Raw genomic sequence first — 16,436 nt, 5'->3', positions numbered from 1 at the left:
CCAGCGTTCAACCGGCGCGTGCTCCCTGTGTCGCGCGTGACGCAAACGCCCCCGGCTGAGGGACATCGGCCTCGCGCCGTGCCAGCGAATTGCACAGCAGTGCGATCGCCTCGCGGCCGGCGGTCGCAATCTCGCGTGGCCTGTCGACGCCGACGATCATGAACTCCTTGATCCCCAAAGCGGCGTAGGAAAGCAGCGACAGCGCGACCTGCGCCGGCGGCCCGGCAAGTTCGAGCGCCTTCTGGCAGGAAGCGGCCGGCCTATCTTCCGAACGGATTCGGTCTTCCGTACGGATTCGGACGGGAAGCGCGAAACGCAGCTTGCCGGCCCGGCCGTGTTCGGCGGCGGCGCGGCGTACGCGCTCCATTGACTGGCGGATTTCTGCAAGCGAGCCCGGCGCCAACTCGAACACGTCCGCATGCCGGCCCGCGACCCTGAGCGCAGTGCCCGACTGCCCACCCATGCGGATGGTCACATCGGCACCATGCGGCCCCTTGCGCGGCACATAGCCGCCTTTGATGCTGTAAAAGGTGCCTTCATGGTCGAACGGCATGTCGTTTGACCACAACCGCTTCAGCAGCACCAGATATTCGTCGATGCGTTGCCAGACCACTGTGTGGCCGGCGGGACGCGTCTCGGCATCGTCGTCGCTCAGCGGCTCACTGAGCATCCTGAGCGACAGCCGGCCACCGCTTCTCTGGTCGAGGGCAGCGAGCTGCCGCGCCGCCACGGTTGGTTCGATCACGCCCGCCCAATGCGTTAGCACGACTTCGAGGGAGGAGGTCCGGTCCAGCGTCTGGGCGGCAAGGTCCATATTGGTCAGCAGTCCGGCTTGGTCGTCGATGACGATCCTCTGGAATCCGGCATCCTCGATCAGTGACAGCTTCGTCGCGGTCTCGACAAAGTCGTAGAAAAAGCTGGCGTCGGCGGCGTGGATCTTACCGGGAACATGCGTGAACTCGATCGGCATTGCCATCTCCTCCATCACGTTGGAATCAGGGCGCGCAAAAGCGCACCGGCATTCGGTTCATCAACTCCGGAATTTCTGCAAACGGCAGGCCGCTATCCCGAGGAGGCCTCGACGATCAAAGCCTCAATAATCAGGGGATCAGCCCCAGTACCACTGCCCCGGTGAATACAAACGCAAGGGCAAAGACGAGATAGGCGAAAGCGCCGGCATAGGCCGGCCGCCACACCTGGTCGGAACCCAGCCTTTGGCCTTTGCGGGCAGTCTGAGCGTTCTGGCTATAGGACATATCGACCTCCGTCTCGGCGCTTAATCTATAAAATCAGTAGACTTTGTCGAGTGCTATTTTCGTGCGATCCTTAGAACAATTTTCTCCAAACGGCGGACAAATTAGTGCTTTTACTGCTTAGCGCTCCCTTTTGAGGCACGCCGGGGTAGCGGCAGAAAACGTCAAGTCCATGTGTCTGTGGCTCCTTGGCCATCCCACGGATGCGGGATAGCATCGCTGCTTCAGCGGAAAGCCGCGACGTCACGGCAAGGCAGCAAGGAGCAAAACATGGGCACAAGACTGGCTGGCAAGGTCGCCATCATTTCGGGCGGCGCGACGGGAATGGGCGGTGCGGCCTCGGAGCTTTTCGCGGCCGAGGGCGCCAAGGTGGCGATTATCGACCGCAACGGGGAAGCCGCCGCTGCCACCGCAGCGGCAATCAGGCAACGCGGCCATGTCGCCGAACACTGGGTCGCCGACGTATCGGATGAGGCGCAGGTCGAAGCGGCGGTGACGGGCGTGATGGAAAAATTCGGCCCGGTCACGGTTCTGTTCAATCACGCCGGCACCATCGTTATCAAACCCTTCCTGGAGACCACGCTGCAGGAATGGGACTGGCTGCATGCCGTCAATGTGCGTTCGATGTTCCTGATGACGCGCGCCGTGTTGCCCGGCATGATCGCCGCCGGCGGCGGTTCCATCGTCTGCACTTCGTCGATCTCGGCGGTGGCGGCGACGCCGATGGAGGTGCTTTACGACACCACCAAGGGCGCCTGCCACATGTTCGCGCGCGCCATTGCCGTCGAATTCCGCGACCGCAACATCCGCTGCAATGCGGTCTGTCCAGGCTTCATCAGGACACCGCACGGCCTGCGCGAGGTCGCCGATCTCGACAAACTCGGCGTCGATGTCTCCGACGCGGCAATGGCTGCGCAGCAAGGGCGGATCGGCGAGCCGGAAGAGGTGGCGAAGGCAGCCCTGTTCCTGGCCAGCGACGAGGCCAGCTTCGTCAACGGCGCCCATCTGTTCGTCGACAACGGCTTTACCGCTATGTGAGAGGCGAAGCGCCGCTACCGCTCTTCGCGCCTAAACGGCTTGAGCAGCGCCGACGGGGCCACCGCATTGCGCGACATCACCGCCATAGCGACGATGGTGAAGATGAACGGCAGCATCAGGAAGGCCTCGTAGGGGATATGGCCAAGCCCGCTCGCCTGCATACGCAACTGCAAGGCATCGACGAAGGCAAACAGCAGTGCCGCGCCTGCCGATCGCCATGGATCCCAGCGGCCGAAAACGACGAGCGCTATTGCCACCCAGCCACGCCCCGAAACCACGCCGAAGGTGAACGCGTTGAACTGCGCCATCGACAGGAAGGCACCGGCCAGCCCCATCAAGGCACCGCCGAGGATCACCGCCTGGAAGCGCGTGGCGATGACGCTGACGCCGGCCGAATCGGCGGCACGCGGGTTTTCACCGACCATGCGAACCGACAGGCCCCATGGCGTGCGGTAGAGCACGAAGGCGGCCAGGGGAATAGACAGCATCGCCATGTAGACCAGCGAAAACTGGTTGAACACCGCCGGCCCAAGCACCGGAATGTCGGACAGGATCGGGATCGGCAGCGTCTCGAACCCCTTGATGTTCGGTGGCACCGATTGCTGGCCGAAGATCAGCCGATAGAGGAAGTAGGCAAGGCCTGAACTGAACAGCGTCACGCCGATGCCGCAGACATGCTGGCTGAGGCCGAGCGCCACCGTGAACAGCGCGTGCACGGCGCCCATCAGCGCCCCGGTCAGCACGGCGGCGAGCACGCCGAGCCAAAGGCTGCCGCTGAGGCTCGCCGCGGTGAAGCCGGTCATCGCCGACAACAGCATGATGCCTTCGATGCCGAGATTGAGCACGCCGGCGCGTTCGGAAAACATTTCGCCCAGCGTCGCGAAGGCAAGCGGCGTGGCGATGCGAATGATCGCGGCCAGGAAGCCGACCTGGAAGATTTGCTCCAGCACCACGCTCATTTGGCTGTTCCCACGCGGCGGATGCGATAGGCGGTGAACAGCAGCGCCACCAGCATGGCGAGCAGCGCCGTTCCCTGAATAACGTCGCTGAGGAAGGCCGGAACGCCGGTCGCCCGCGACATCGCCTCGGCGCCGGTCATGACGGCAGCAAGGAAGATCGCCGCCGGCACCACGCCGAGCGGATTGAGCCTTGCCAGCATGGCGACGACGATGCCGGAATAGCCATAGCCCGGCGAGATGTCGCTCATTACCTGGAAATGCACGCCGCCGACCTCGCCGACGCCCGCAAGGCCGGCCAATGCGCCGGACAGCAGCGCCGTCGAAATCAGCACCCGCTCGACATTGATGCCGCCATAGCGCCCAGCCTCGGGGTTTTCGCCGGTGACCCTGATGCGGAAGCCGAGCGTAGTGCGCGCGACGACGAACCAGATCAGGGGTGCTGCGACCAGCGCCGCGACGACGCCGAGATGCAGCCGCGTGCCTTCGAGCAGCACCGGAAAATTGGCCGTATCCTCGATCGGCGGCGAGATCGGGTAGCCGCTGAAACTATCCTTCCATGGCCCCTCGATCAGCGCCATCAGTGCGTAGAAAATGACCGAATTGAGCAGCAGCGAGCTGACCACGTCATCGACCCTGAATTTCACCCGCAACGTCGCGGGGATCAGGGCGACGGCCGCGCCGGCGGCGGCACCCGCCAGCGCCATCAGCAGCATGGCGAGCGGTCCCGGCATCGGGATTGCACCGACCGCACAGCTCGCCACCGCACCGGCCAGCAATTGCCCTTCGGCGCCGATGTTCCAGAATTTGGCGCGGAAAGCGACGGCCACAGCCAGCCCCGTGAAGATCATTGGGGTGGCACGCACCAGCGTTTCGGTGACGGCGTAGCTGTCGCCCAACGACGCCGAAAACATCACACCATAAGCCTCGACGACGCCGGCGCCGGCCAATGCGATGAGGCCGCTGCACAGGATCAGCGTCGCCCCGATGGCGAGCAGCGGCAGCGCCAGATTGAACCAGGCGGGCGTTGAGGTGCGAGCCTCGAGACGGAACATCAAGCCTTTCCCTCCGCCCCGGTCATCATCAACCCAAGTCTGGCGACGCTGGCATCTGCGCTGTCCAGCGTGCCGACGATGCGGCCTTCATACATCACCGCGATACGATCCGAGAGCATCAGCAACTCTTCCAGATCCTCGCCGATGACGATGATGCCGCAGCCCTTGGCGCGCATGTCGAGGAATTTTTCGTGGATGAAGCGCGCCGCGCCGATGTCGAGGCCGCGCGTCGGCTGCGAAACGATCAGCACCTTCGGATCGAAAGCGAGCTCGCGCGCCAGAAGCGCCTTTTGCAGATTGCCGCCGGAAAGCGCCCCGGCGCGCGTCATCGGCCCGGGGCAGCGTATATCGTAGGCCTTGATCTGCGCCTCGGCGAAGGCGCGGATCGCATCCGGCTTGAGCAGGCCGTTGCGGCTGAACGCCGCCGTACCTATGCGCGGCAGCACCATGGAATCGGCAAGCGGCAGATTGGTGACCAGCCCGGTCGTCATACGGTCTTCCGGGATGCGGCCGAGGCCGAGCGCCTGGACTGTGCTCGGCGAGAACCGCGAAACCGTTTTGCCGGCTATGGTCATCTTCCCGGCATCGGGCGCTCGCACGCCGGAAATCACTTCGGCAAGCGCGCGCTGGCCATTGCCGGAGACGCCGGCGATGCCGAGTATCTCGCCGCCACGAACCGATAGCGAAACATCGCGCAGCGCCATGCCGGAATGATGCGATGTCGAGATGCCGTCGAGGGTCAGCACGGCCGCACCGGGCATCGACGGTCCCCTGGCCGGAGGCACGATCTCGTGGCCGCACATCAGCCGCGCCATCTCCGAGGACGTGGTGCTGGCCGGCGCATCGACCCGGCCGGCAACGCGCCCATGCCTGAGCACGACGCAGCGATGCGTCAGTGCCCGCACCTCGTTGAGCTTGTGCGAGATGAAGATGATGCCGAGCCCTTGTGCCGCCATCGAGCGAAGCGCCGAAAACAGTCCGTCGACCTCTGTCGGCGCCAGCACCGCCGTCGGCTCGTCGAGGATCAGCAGCCTTGCGCCGCGAAACAGCGCCTTGACGATTTCCAGCCGCTGCTGCTCGCCGACCGCCAGCGCCGAGACGGGAAGGTCCGGGTCGAGCGTCAGTCCATGCTGGCGGCCGATCTCGGCGAGCCGTGCCAGCCCGCCGGCGCGGTCGATCCGGCCCGATCTGCCGGGAATGCCGATCAAAAGGTTCTCCAGCACCGAAAGCCGCGATGCGAGATGAAAATGCTGGTGCACCATGCCGATGCCGGCGGCCAGCGCATCGGCCGAACTGTTGATCGCCACCGGCAGGCCCTGCACCAGGATCTCGCCGGCATCGGGCGCATAAGCACCGAACAGCACATTCATCAGCGTCGTCTTGCCGGCGCCGTTTTCGCCGAGCAGCCCGAGGATTTCACCCGGCGCGACGCTGAGATCGACGGCTTCGTTCGCCTTGACGGCGCCGAAGCTCTTGGAGATGCCGCGCATTTCGATGAGAGGGGCAGGCGTTGACAAGGCGGGATCCTGGTGGCGTTGACGCCGATATCCCTCCCCCTTGAGGGGAGGGTGCCGAGCGAAGCGAGGCGGGAGGGGTAACCTCAGCTGCCTCGACTTTTGACTTAAGACGACGGAGCGCGTCGCCGAGGACCCCACCCGGCCCTGCGGGCCACCCTCCCCTTAAGGGGGAGGGATCTCAGTCCGAGACCGGCGTATTCTCATCGACGTCGACGCGGAAATTGCCGTCGAGGATCTCGGCCTTCTTCTTCTCGACCAGTTCCTTGACCTCGGCCGGCAGCGTCTTGTCGAACTTGTGGTAGGGCGCGAGATACGAGCCGCCCTTGGCCATGCGCGAGAAATCGCCGTAATCCTGCGCGGTGAAGACGCCGGCCTTGACCAGCTTGATCGCCTGCTCGACGGTCGGATACATATCCCAGACCGGCCCGGTGATCACGGTGTCGGGGCCGAGGCTCGACTGGTCCGACATGTTGGAGATGGCGAGGATCTTCTTCTCCGCCGCCGCTTCGATGACGCCGAAGCGCTCGGCATAGATGACGTCGACGCCGGCATCGATCTGGGCGACAGCCGCTTCCTTTGCCTTCGGCGGATCGAAGAACGAGCCGATGAAGGCGACCTTCTTCTTGATGTTGGGATTGACCTCCCTGGCGCCGGCAAAGAAAGCGTTGACCAGCCGGTTCACTTCCGGAATGCCCATCGCCGCGACGGCGCCGATCGTGCCCGATTTCGACATTTTTCCGGCAATCATCCCGGACAGATAGGCCGGCTCGTGGATCCAGTTGTCGAAAACGCCGAAATTCGGCTCGGCCGGCCCGGCGCCGGAGCCGAACAGGAAGGCGGTCTTCGGGAATTGCTTGGCGGTCCTGCGCGATTCGCGCTCGGCGGCGAAGGCATCGCCCAGCACCAGCTCATAGCCGCCCTGCGCATATTCGCGCATGACGCGGCTGAAATCGGCGGTCTGCACCTTCTCCGACCATTTGTACTCGATGCCGAGTTCCTTCTCGGCCTTCTGCAGGGCAACGTGGATCTGGTTGTCCCACGGCTCCTCGATCGGCGTGGCGAAGATCGCCGCCACTTTCAGCTTCTTGGTCTTGGCAAAGGCGCTGCCCGGCAGTATCGCCGCCGCCAAGCCGAGCGCGCCCAGTTCCAGCACGTTGCGGCGCGAAAGCCCGTCGCGTTTCGATTGGATTCTGCTCTTCCCGTTGTTCATTGCATGCCCCTCTGATTGGCGCCGTGTCGAGCCGGCTCTCTTCTCTGGAATATCGGCGAAGGAACTATGGAGCGGTGCCCGGCTTTTGTCCACATGGTCAAATTTGAGTGGGCGGAACGCGCCATTAAATGGCCCGGCAAACCCACGCTTGCTCACAATCTCTCGAGCGCCACGGCGATGCCTTGGCCGACCCCGATGCACATGGTCGCGAGGCCGTAGCGGCCGCCGCGTTCGCGCAGCTCCAGCGCCGCCGTGCCGGTGATGCGCGCGCCGGACATGCCGAGCGGATGGCCAAGCGCGATGGCGCCGCCATTCGGGTTGACGTGCTCCGCGTCTTCGGCAATGCCGAGTTGGCGCAGCACGGCGATGCCTTGCGAGGCAAAGGCCTCGTTGAGCTCGACGACGTCGAATTGCTGCGGCTTTAGACCCAGCCGGGCACACAGCTTTTGCGTGGCCGGCACCGGGCCGATGCCCATGATGCGCGGCGCCACGCCGGCGGTGGCACCGCCGAGAATGCGGGCGATCGGCGTCAACCCGTATTTTTTCACGGCGGTTTCCGAGGCGACGACCAGCGCCGCGGCGCCGTCATTGACGCCCGACGCATTGCCGGCCGTGACCGTGCCGCCTTGCCGGAACGGCGTCGGCAACTTGGCCAACGCTTCGATCGACGTGCCCCCGCGGGGATGCTCATCTCTGTCGACAACGACCGGATTGCCCTTGCGCTGCGCGATCATCACCGGCGTGATTTCCTTTGCCAGACGGCCATTGGCTTGTGCGGCTACGGCCTTGTCCTGGCTGCGCACCGCAAATGCGTCCTGGTCGGCGCGAGAGACAGCGAACTCTTCCGCCACGTTCTCGCCGGTCTCCGGCATCGAATCGACGCCGTATTGCTTCTTCATCAGCGGATTGATGAAGCGCCAGCCGATCGTGGTGTCGTAAATCTCGGCATTGCGCGAAAACGCGGTCTCTGCCTTCGGCAGCACGAACGGAGCGCGGCTCATCGATTCGACGCCGCCTGATATTATCAGCTCCGCCTCGCCGGCCTTGATGGCGCGGGCAGCAATCATCACCGCATCCATGCCCGAACCACAGAGACGGTTGACGGTCGAGCCGGAAACCTCCTTGGGCAGGCCGGCCAGCAGCAGCGCCATGCGCGCGACATTGCGATTGTCCTCGCCGGCCTGGTTGGCGCAGCCATAGACGACGTCGTCGATGGCAGCCCAGTCGACGCGGGGATTACGCTCGACAAGCGCCCTTAGAGGGATCGCGCCGAGATCGTCGGCACGGACCGCCGACAACGACCCACCAAAACGTCCGATCGGCGTGCGGATGTAGTCGCAGATATAGGCCTCGGCCATTTATGCAGCCTTCCCTTTTGCGCTGACGATTTCTGCTCCCGGCCCAGCCATGTTGGCCGCATTCTCCTTGAGACGAAAGCACATCTCGGCGCCGGCCGTTAGGCCAAGAGGATATCTTCCGCTCCTACATGCGGGGAGTAGCGGATCAGCCGATGCTTTCGCCGCCGTCGATCACCAGCGCTTGGCCGGTCATGAAGGACGAGCGGTCGGAGACGAGGAACAGGATCGCTTCGGCGATTTCCTCCGCGCTGGCCCAGCGCTGCATGGGAATCTTGGTGCGGACATAGTTCTCGATCGCCGCCCGCCCGCCCATCTGCTTGATGAACGGCTCGTTGAAGGGCGTATCGACCCAGCCGGGGCACAGCGCGTTGATGCGGACATTGTGTTTGGCATAGTCGAGCGACATCTGCCGGGTCATCGCCACCACGGCATGTTTTGACGTTGCGTAGGCGATCATTTCGCGGTCGTAGAACACACCCGAATTCGAGGCGGTATTCAGGATCACCCCGCCGCCCTGCGCGATCATCGACGGCATGACCAGCCTGGCCGCGAGGAACTGCGCCCGCACATTGATCCGCCAGGAGGCATCCATGCCGTCGGCGCCGACTTCGGTCAGCGTGCCGCCGACCTGGATCCCGGCATGGTTGTGCAGGATGTCGATCCGCCGATGCCGGCTCAACGTTCCTTCAATGAGCTGCTCGACCGCCGCATCCTCGCCGACATCGGTGGCGACGGCCTCGGCCCGACCGCCGGCCGCACGAATGTCGGAAGCGGTTGCTTCCCCCGCCGCCTGGTCCCTGTCGGCGATCACCACGAGCGCGCCTTCCCTGGCCATCATCATGGCGCCGGCACGCCCGATCCCCGACCCGGCACCCGTCACCACGGCGATGCGATCTCTCAGAATCATGTTTTTTGTCTTTCAGTGTGATGGTTTTCGTTGCCGCAACTGCCATTGGGCAAGCACCACGAGCAGAACGGAGGCGACAAGAACGATCGTCGCAATGGCATTGATCTCCGGCGTGACCCCGCGCCGAATCGAGGCAAAGACATAGATCGGCAATGTCGTCTGTGCGCCGGCGACGAAGAAAGCGACGATGAAATCGTCGAAGGAGAATGTGAAGGCGAGCAGGAAGCCGGCGATCACCGCCGGCATGATCTGCGGAAACACAATGCTGCGGAACGTCGTCAGCGGGGTGGCGTAAAGATCGCTCGAGGCCTCGACCAGATTGCGGTCGAGGCTGCCGAGGCGCGTGCCGACAATCATCGCCACCAGCGCCATCGAAAACAGCCCGTGCGCGGCGATGATCGAGCCATAGCCAAGCGCCAGACGCGGTGGTTGGTCGTTCGGCCACAGTGAAGCGACAAACGGGTTGACCACCCCGAATAGCTGGACCAGCGCGACAAGCGTCGAGATGCCGATGACGACGCCAGGAACGACGATCGCAGCACCCAAAAGCGCATCGAACACGGCTCGCGTCCGTGCGCCGACACGCGCCAGGCCAAGCGCGGCCGCCGTGCCGCACAGCGCCGCCAGCAAGGCGCTGGTCGTGGCGATGAACAGGCTGTTCTTCAACGCTTCGACCAGGAACGGGTTTGCCAGGGCCTTGCCGTACCATTGCACAGAGAAGCCAGTGAACTCGCTGGCGTGATGGCCGGCGTTGAACGAAAACAGCACCACCAGCGCGATCGGCAGGTAGAGAAAGGCAAAGACCGCAACGACGAAGGCACGCATCAGATCAGGTCCACCCGGCGGGCACCCGAAAGCCGGGTCGAAATGCGGTTCGCGACAAGCAGCACGACCACGGAAACAGCCACAAGCGTGATGGCGATTGCCGATCCGAATGGCCAGTTTCGCGATTGCAGGAACAGATCGACCAGCGCGTTGCCGATGAAGAAGACCTTGCCGCCGCCGAGCAACGTCGGGATCAGATATTCGCCGAGCAGCAGGATCATGACCAGCGAGAAGCCGGTCATCACACCTGGCAGCGACAGCCGTAGCGTCACGCCGAGGAATGTCGAGATCGGCGTCGCGCCGAGATCGGCGGAGGCCTCCAGCAAGCGGCGGTCGAGCCGCTCGAGGCTGACATAGATCGGCAGGATCATCAGCGGCAGATAACCATAGACGATGCCGAGTAGAACCGCGCCCGGCGTGTTGATCAGCCGCACGTCCTCCATCCCGACATAGGCCAGCAGAGCTGGGATGCCGCGCCCGCCAAGCACATACATCCAGGCATAAGTTCGCATCAGCAGGCTGGTCCAGAATGGGATGACGACAAGCGCCAGCAGGATCAGCCGCCACCGTTCCGGCGCGCGCAAAGCGAGGTAATAGGCGACCGGATAGGCAACGAGAAGACAGGCCAGTGCGCCCGCCGGCGCCAGCACCATGGTGTTCCAGAAGGCGGTCGCCCGCGCCGGAAGATTGGCATATTGCGCCAAGGTGAAAGCAGCCTGATAGCCGCCTTCCGGCGCCCGATCGCCGACGCTGAAAACGGCGATCGCCACGAACGGCAAAACTAAAAACACCACCAGCCACGCGGTTGCTGGACCGAGCAGCAGGGCGGTCAGGAGATTGTGACGAAGGGCATTGCTGCGCATTGAAAAAACCGCCCCGGTGCCGGCGGACATCTGTCCGCCGGGGAGTTGCCTGTGGCCCGCCCGGTTCAAGCCGACTTGAAGCGTGCCATCAATTCGGCCCGGCCCGGATCGGTTAGCGTCGCAGCCGCACCGAATTCGAGCGGCTTCAGCAGATCCACCGCCGGATAGAGGATCGGATTGTCCAGCACCTCCTTGGGCAGCAGCGCATTGACCCGCGCATCGGTGGAAGGCGCACCGTTGGCCAGGTGCTCCTTGACCGCAACTTTCGGGTTCATCAAGTAGTTGAGCAAGGCATAGCCGGCAGGCTTGTTCGGCGCATCCTTGGGGATTGCGTAGAAGTCGGTCCAGATCTCGCCGCCTTCCTTGCCAAGCACATAAGCGATTTCGGGGATGTCGCGGTGGAGCTGCGCCCCGTCATTGGTCCAGCACATCGTCATCCAGGCGTCGCCGGCACGCATCGACGGCTGGTAGTCGCTGGAGACCGCGAACAGATGCGGCTTGACCTTCAGCAGCAATTCCTCCGCCTTGGCGAGTTCGTCCGGCTTCAGCGAGTTGAACGAGAAGCCGAAATATTTCAGCGCGTTGCCGATCGTGGTCAGCTGGTAATCATGAACCATGGCCCGGCCGTCGCCCTCCGCCATGGCCGTGTCCCAGAATTCCTTCCAGCTCGTCATCGGCTTGGTCAGTTTCTTGGTGTTGACGGCAAAGCCGGTGGTGCCCCAATTCTTCGGCACAGCGTAGATCACGCCGTCGATGGTGCCTTCCCCAGTGAAGCGCGGGTCTTCTTGCGAGCCGTCATCATTGGCAAGCTTGGCCATATCGAGCGCTTCGATGATGCCAAGCTTCTTGTAAGTCGAGATCGTGTAGTTGGTCGGAACGAAAAGGCTCCAGCCCGAGGCGCCGGCCTGCAGCTTGGCCAGCATCTCCTCGTTTGACCCGAACACGTTGACCTCGACGGCAACGCCGGTCTCGGCCTTGAAATTCTCGAACGTCGCCGGGTCGTGATAATTGGGCCAGGTGGCAATCGACATGCGGTCGCCAAGCCCCTCCTGGGCGAAGGCTGGCGACGGCATGATGCCGAGTTCGCGGGCCATTACTGCCGTTGCGATGCCTAGGCCGGTGAGGCCAAGGAACTCGCGGCGGCCGATGGAACCGCGCTTGAGGCGCATCAATTGGTCGACGAAGTTTTCAGGGCTTATCGGCAGTCCGTCACGATACGATTTCGACATTTTTGTTTTCCCTCTGGTTGGTCCCGTTATTCTCCGGAAACGCCAGCGGCGTTCCGGCTGTAAAGCCGACGGCGACGGGTTCACCCGGCTTGAAGAGATTTCCACCGCCGACCAGATGATCGGCCTTTGCGAGCAGTGTCCCGATGCCCTGGACCTCGATTGCATATTCCGCGGTCGAACCGAGAAAGATCCGGTTGCGGACAAGGCCGTCCAGCCGGCCGCTTCCGGGCGCGCCGAGGCTTAGTGATTCAGGGCGCAGGCTGACCGAAACGGCTTCACCCTGAGCTAGCGGAGTGCGCTTGCGCGCGGCAATGACTGTGCCGTCGGCGAGCGCCACCTCGACGAGCTTGCCCGAGAGCCCGACGACCTTGCCGCTCAAGAGATTGGTCTTGCCGACGAAGTCGGCGACGAAGAGGTCGGCGGGTTCGTCATAGATTTCGCTCGGCTGCCCAAGCTGGACGATGCGCCCGCCATTCATGACGCAGACGAAATCGCTCATCGACAGTGCCTCTTCCTGATCGTGGGTGACCAGGACGAAGGTGATGCCGATTTCGCGCTGCAGGTTCTGCAACTCTATCTGCATGTCGGTGCGCAGCTTCTTGTCGAGCGCCGCCAGGGGCTCGTCGAGCAGCAGCACCGCCGGCTTGTTGACCAGCGCCCGCGCCAGGGCGACACGCTGCTGCTGGCCGCCGGAAAGCTCATGGATCTTGCGGCGTCCATAGCCGGCAAGCCGAACCATGGCGAGCGCCTCGCCTGCCTTCAGGCTGATCTCCCGCGACGACAGGCGCGGCCGCGCCTGTCGCAGGCCATAGGCGACGTTATCCTCCACATCCAGATGCGGAAACAGCGCATATTGCTGGAACACCATGTTGACCGGCCGCCGATAGGGCGGCGTGCCGGCCATGTCGTGGCCACGGATGAATACCGCACCTTCGCTTGGCTGTTCGAAGCCACCGATCATGCGCAAGCAGGTTGTCTTGCCGCAGCCGGACGGCCCGAGCAAGGCGACAAAGGCAGACGGCGGGATGGCAAGATCGATGCCGCTGACCGCGGTCACGCTGCCGTAGCGTTTGGTGACCCCGCGAAACTCGATGTCGGGCACTGCGGTCAAAGCTGCGGGCTCCTGCGGGTAGCTAACCTCGAAACGCTATCAGAGCCAATGGCAGCTAGTATATACCTCCCAGGTGGTATATTTCGTCTATTTTCTCGTTTGGAGGGGTATGAATTGGGCGTTTCGCGCAGCGATGAATACAGCCTGCTCGCTGCGCTCATCGCAGCGACGCGGGAGACGAGCGACGAGCTTTTCGGCAAGGCAATGGTCGCCTGGCTCCGCCAGCATGTCAGCTTCGATCATTGCGTGATCTTCGGCTATCGCGGCGCCTTACGCCCGCCGCTGCTGTTCGAGACATTCTCGCCGGCCGAAAGCCACGTCTTCGTCGCGCTCTATCAGGAAGGGCCTTATCTGCTCGATCCGTTCCACCATGCGGCAGTCGAGCGCAAGGAAGGCTTTTGGCGCATGCGCGAACTGGCGCCGGACCGCTTCTATGCCAGCGAATATTACCGCTCCTATTACAGCCAGACCAGGCTTGCGGAGGAGGTCGGCTTCTTCGTGCCGCTGCCGGGAAAGGACGCGCTGGTGGTCTCGCTAATGCGATTGCGCGCTTCGGGGCCGTTCGGAACCGCCGATGCCAGGTTGCTGCGCGACATGGCGCCTGCGGTGATCAGCCTCGTCAGGCTGCGCTGGCCTACCCTTCCGGCTGACGGACCGGTTGGGACGAAGCAAGACGAGGCGATTGCTCCGGTCAGCGAGTTCGAACGTGCTCACATCTGGAAGAGCCTTTCGCTCACGCCGCGCGAACAGCATGTCGTCGATCTGGTGCTTCAGGGCCATTCCACGGAATCGATTGCCAGGGCGATGCGCATCGTGCCGGGAACCGTAAAAGTCCATCGCCGCAACATTTACCGCAAGCTCAAGATAAAGTCGCAGGCGGGTCTGTTCGCGCGTTTTGTCGAGATCATGGACACTCGGATTCGGTAGTCCCAAGTTCAGCCGGCAGCGCCGTCCCAGGAACCAGTTTCAGCCATCTGCCTGAGCCGGCGCGCCACCCGAAAGACGTCCTTGCCGGTCTGCTGGTAACAGTGATCCAGCCGCCGGATGATCTTGTCCACGCCTTCGAGGCTTGCCCAGAACATCGGTCCGCCCTTGCCGACCGGGAAGCCATAGCCGTTGACCCAGACGACGTCGATATCGGAGGCCCGGGCGGCAATCTTTTCCTCGAGGATTTTGGCGCCCTCATTGATCATCGGATAGACCGTCCGCTCGATGATCTCCTCGGCGCCGATCGCGCGCGGTGCAATGCCGCGTTCGGCAGCCTTGTTGCGGATCAGCGCCTCGACCTCGGGATCGGGCAGCGGCGTGCGCGAACCGTTCTCATAGCGATAGAAGCCGCTGCCGGTCTTCTGGCCGAAATGCCCCTGTTCGCACAACGCATCGGCGATCACGGCCGTCTGGCCACGCGCCTTGCGGTTGCGCCAGCCTATGTCGAGGCCGGCGAGATCGCTCATCTCGAACGGCCCCATCGGCCAGCCGAAATCGGTGAACACCTGGTCGACCTGGCGCGGCATTGCACCTTCCAGCAGAAGCGTCTCCAGTTCCGCACCGCGCGCAGCCAGCATGCGGTTGCCGACGAAGCCGTGGCAGACGCCGACGACGACCGGCACCTTGCCGATCCGCCGTGCCAGATCGACGATGGTCGCCAGCACGTCGGGTGAAGTCTTGTCGGCGCGGACGATTTCCAAAAGCTTCATGACGTTAGCCGGCGAAAAGAAATGCATGCCGAGGAGATCTTGCGGCCGCGACGTCGAAGCGGCGATTTCGTTGACGTTGAGATAGGAGGTGTTGGTGGCGAGGATCGCGCCCGGTTTGGCCACGGCATCGAGCCTGCCGAATACCTCCTTCTTGACCGCCATTTCCTCGAACACGGCCTCGACGATCAGATCGCAATCGGCGAGGTCGGCATAGTCGGTGGAACCCTTGAACAACCCAAGCCGCTGGCGCTTGGCGTCTTCGCTCAGCGATCCGCGGGTGACGGAAACGGCATAATTCTTGTTGATCGTCGCCAGTCCGCGCTGCAACGCCTCCTGCGTCGTTTCCAGCAAGGTTACGGGAAGACCGCCATTGGCGAACGCCATGGCGATGCCACCGCCCATCGTGCCGGCCCCGATGACGCCGACCCGGGCGATCTTGCGCCTGACGACATCCTTGCCGGCAATCTTTGCCGCCTCACGTTCTGCGAAGAACAAATGCCGCTGCGCGCGTGATTGGTCACCGGCGACAAGCTTGAGAAACAGGTCGCGCTCCGCCGCCAGCGCTTCGTCGCAGGGCAGCGTCAGGGCGTTGCGGACCGACTGCGCACAGGCGATCGGCGCCTCGAGACCGCGCGCTTTGCCCGCAAGCGCTGCGGCCTGCTTGTCGAAAGCCGGCAAGTCGGCCTGGTCGAGGCGATCGTTGCGATCGCGCACCGGCGTGAAGAGACCGCCTTTGGCGGCCATGTCTGCCGCAAAACTCACCGCTTGCGCCATCAGGTCGCCATCGAAGACGGCATCCACCAGGCCGTCGGCGAGCGCCTCGGCCGCACCGACCGGCGTTCCCGAAACGATCATGCTGAGTGCCTTCAGCGGACCAACCAAGCGCGGCAGGCGAACCGTGCCGCCGCCGCCCGGCAGCAGGCCGAGCTTGACTTCCGGCAGGCCGAGCCTTGCCGCTCGGTCGGCAACACGGAAATGGCAGCCGAGCGCCAGTTCCAGGCCGCCGCCGAGCGCAGTGCCGTGAATGGCGGCGACCGTCGGCTTGGTGATGGTTTCCAGCACGGCGACAATGGCGCGCAATTCCGGCTGCTGTGCCGGCCTGCCGAATTCGGTGATGTCGGCGCCGGCGACGAAGGTCCGCCCGGCGCATGCTATCACGATTGCTCCCACCGACGGCTCGTCGCGCAGGGAAACGAGCGCCCGCATCAGCGGCTCGCGCACATGGAAGCTCAGCGCGTTGACAGGTGGATTGTCGATGCTCACCAGCGCGACGTTGCCGTGTCTTGTAGTGCTGACGAAATCGGACACGCAAACCTCATGCAATGATGTTGGCCAATATCGCGACGGGATTTACAGCGCTGGCATGCGGATGGGAACCACGTGTTGCGGGCCGGATCGATATCCTCGCGCCGTCGGG

At 63.7% G+C, this 16,436-nt stretch carries 15 protein-coding genes; 2 read left to right on the top strand and 13 right to left on the bottom strand.

All coding sequences use genetic code 11. The features are described from left to right. Window positions 1-7: 7 nt before the first annotated feature. Together NKJ46_RS28035 and NKJ46_RS28030 are read right to left on the bottom strand one after the other, a co-directional pair. Window positions 8-970 carry an LLM class flavin-dependent oxidoreductase gene (locus NKJ46_RS28035; protein ID WP_352669372.1) on the bottom strand — a complete coding sequence of 321 codons (963 nt, stop codon included), beginning with the start codon at window positions 968-970 and terminating at the stop codon, window positions 8-10. 130 nt (window positions 971-1,100) lie between these two features. Then, window positions 1,101-1,256, bottom strand: coding sequence for a hypothetical protein (locus NKJ46_RS28030; protein ID WP_023678176.1), 156 nt, complete (start codon window positions 1,254-1,256; stop codon window positions 1,101-1,103). A 267-nt stretch (window positions 1,257-1,523) separates the two neighbouring features. Between NKJ46_RS28030 and NKJ46_RS28025 the strand changes: the two genes are divergently transcribed. After that, window positions 1,524-2,291: an SDR family NAD(P)-dependent oxidoreductase gene (locus tag NKJ46_RS28025; protein ID WP_352669369.1), complete on the top strand. Its 768-nt coding sequence runs from the start codon at window positions 1,524-1,526 to the stop codon at window positions 2,289-2,291. A gap of 14 nt (window positions 2,292-2,305) precedes the next feature. On the opposite strand, the gene NKJ46_RS28020 is transcribed toward NKJ46_RS28025, so the two are convergent. The 10 genes from NKJ46_RS28020 to NKJ46_RS27975 all read right to left on the bottom strand — a co-directional run bounded on the left by NKJ46_RS28020 (window position 2,306) and on the right by NKJ46_RS27975 (window position 13,322). Further along, on the bottom strand, window positions 2,306-3,250 hold the full coding sequence (locus NKJ46_RS28020; protein ID WP_352620589.1) for an ABC transporter permease: 945 nt from the start codon (window positions 3,248-3,250) through the stop codon (window positions 2,306-2,308). Then, window positions 3,247-4,302: an ABC transporter permease gene (locus NKJ46_RS28015; protein ID WP_352669367.1), complete on the bottom strand. Its 1,056-nt coding sequence runs from the start codon at window positions 4,300-4,302 to the stop codon at window positions 3,247-3,249. The genes NKJ46_RS28020 and NKJ46_RS28015 overlap by 4 nt, the downstream gene beginning before the upstream one ends. Further along, a complete protein-coding gene (locus tag NKJ46_RS28010) occupies window positions 4,302-5,792 on the bottom strand; it encodes an ABC transporter ATP-binding protein (RefSeq protein ID WP_502903466.1) in 1,491 nt (496 codons plus the stop codon). The genes NKJ46_RS28015 and NKJ46_RS28010 overlap by 1 nt, the downstream gene beginning before the upstream one ends. Before the next feature lie 205 nt (window positions 5,793-5,997). Further along, window positions 5,998-7,029 (bottom strand): BMP family protein, encoded by a 1,032-nt coding sequence (locus NKJ46_RS28005; RefSeq protein WP_352669365.1) that lies wholly within the window; start codon window positions 7,027-7,029, stop codon window positions 5,998-6,000. A gap of 152 nt (window positions 7,030-7,181) precedes the next feature. Beyond that, the gene (pcaF, locus tag NKJ46_RS28000; RefSeq protein WP_352669362.1) at window positions 7,182-8,387 is read right to left on the bottom strand and encodes a 3-oxoadipyl-CoA thiolase; all 1,206 of its coding nucleotides are present in this window, start codon (window positions 8,385-8,387) and stop codon (window positions 7,182-7,184) included. 145 nt (window positions 8,388-8,532) lie between these two features. Next, a complete protein-coding gene (locus NKJ46_RS27995; RefSeq protein WP_352669360.1) occupies window positions 8,533-9,294 on the bottom strand; it encodes an SDR family NAD(P)-dependent oxidoreductase in 762 nt (253 codons plus the stop codon). 12 nt (window positions 9,295-9,306) lie between these two features. After that, window positions 9,307-10,119, bottom strand: a complete 813-nt coding sequence (locus tag NKJ46_RS27990; protein ID WP_352669357.1) for an ABC transporter permease — start codon at window positions 10,117-10,119, stop codon at window positions 9,307-9,309. Continuing rightward, window positions 10,119-10,982 (bottom strand): ABC transporter permease, encoded by an 864-nt coding sequence (locus NKJ46_RS27985; protein ID WP_352669354.1) that lies wholly within the window; start codon window positions 10,980-10,982, stop codon window positions 10,119-10,121. The genes NKJ46_RS27990 and NKJ46_RS27985 overlap by 1 nt, the downstream gene beginning before the upstream one ends. Window positions 10,983-11,047: 65 nt before the next feature. Continuing rightward, window positions 11,048-12,211 carry an ABC transporter substrate-binding protein gene (locus NKJ46_RS27980; RefSeq protein ID WP_352669351.1) on the bottom strand — a complete coding sequence of 388 codons (1,164 nt, stop codon included), beginning with the start codon at window positions 12,209-12,211 and terminating at the stop codon, window positions 11,048-11,050. Beyond that, window positions 12,192-13,322, bottom strand: coding sequence for an ABC transporter ATP-binding protein (locus NKJ46_RS27975; protein WP_352669348.1), 1,131 nt, complete (start codon window positions 13,320-13,322; stop codon window positions 12,192-12,194). The genes NKJ46_RS27980 and NKJ46_RS27975 overlap by 20 nt, the downstream gene beginning before the upstream one ends. 114 nt (window positions 13,323-13,436) lie before the next feature. On the opposite strand from NKJ46_RS27975, the gene NKJ46_RS27970 reads away from it, so the two are divergent. Beyond that, a complete protein-coding gene (locus tag NKJ46_RS27970) occupies window positions 13,437-14,249 on the top strand; it encodes a helix-turn-helix domain-containing protein (RefSeq protein WP_352669345.1) in 813 nt (270 codons plus the stop codon). 8 nt (window positions 14,250-14,257) lie between these two features. Here NKJ46_RS27970 and NKJ46_RS27965 read toward each other — a convergent pair whose 3' ends face one another. After that, entirely contained in the window at window positions 14,258-16,327 is a 2,070-nt protein-coding gene (locus NKJ46_RS27965; RefSeq protein WP_352669343.1) for a 3-hydroxyacyl-CoA dehydrogenase NAD-binding domain-containing protein, read from the bottom strand. Window positions 16,328-16,436 lie beyond the last annotated feature (109 nt).

Source organism: Mesorhizobium sp. M0166 (assembly GCF_040322255.1).
Classification (GTDB): Bacteria; Pseudomonadota; Alphaproteobacteria; order Rhizobiales; family Rhizobiaceae; genus Mesorhizobium.
Note: the sequence above shows the minus strand (reverse complement) of the source record. Positions and strands in the feature narration are given on the sequence as shown.

Bases quoted from the DNA above. Each gene is read 5' to 3' on its own strand.
- NKJ46_RS27985 (WP_352669354.1), bottom strand. From the start codon at position 10,982: ATGCGCAGCAATGCCCTTCGTCACAATCTCCTGACCGCCCTGCTGCTC.
- NKJ46_RS27980 (WP_352669351.1), bottom strand. From the start codon at position 12,211: ATGTCGAAATCGTATCGTGACGGACTGCCGATAAGCCCTGAAAACTTC.
- NKJ46_RS28015 (WP_352669367.1), bottom strand. From the start codon at position 4,302: ATGTTCCGTCTCGAGGCTCGCACCTCAACGCCCGCCTGGTTCAATCTG.
- pcaF (WP_352669362.1), bottom strand. From the start codon at position 8,387: ATGGCCGAGGCCTATATCTGCGACTACATCCGCACGCCGATCGGACGT.
- NKJ46_RS28030 (WP_023678176.1), bottom strand. From the start codon at position 1,256: ATGTCCTATAGCCAGAACGCTCAGACTGCCCGCAAAGGCCAAAGGCTG.
- NKJ46_RS28010 (WP_502903466.1), bottom strand. From the start codon at position 5,792: ATGCGCGGCATCTCCAAGAGCTTCGGCGCCGTCAAGGCGAACGAAGCC.
- NKJ46_RS27995 (WP_352669360.1), bottom strand. From the start codon at position 9,294: ATGATTCTGAGAGATCGCATCGCCGTGGTGACGGGTGCCGGGTCGGGG.
- NKJ46_RS28020 (WP_352620589.1), bottom strand. From the start codon at position 3,250: ATGAGCGTGGTGCTGGAGCAAATCTTCCAGGTCGGCTTCCTGGCCGCG.
- NKJ46_RS28005 (WP_352669365.1), bottom strand. From the start codon at position 7,029: ATGAACAACGGGAAGAGCAGAATCCAATCGAAACGCGACGGGCTTTCG.
- NKJ46_RS28025 (WP_352669369.1), top strand. From the start codon at position 1,524: ATGGGCACAAGACTGGCTGGCAAGGTCGCCATCATTTCGGGCGGCGCG.
- NKJ46_RS27990 (WP_352669357.1), bottom strand. From the start codon at position 10,119: ATGCGTGCCTTCGTCGTTGCGGTCTTTGCCTTTCTCTACCTGCCGATC.
- NKJ46_RS28035 (WP_352669372.1), bottom strand. From the start codon at position 970: ATGCCGATCGAGTTCACGCATGTTCCCGGTAAGATCCACGCCGCCGAC.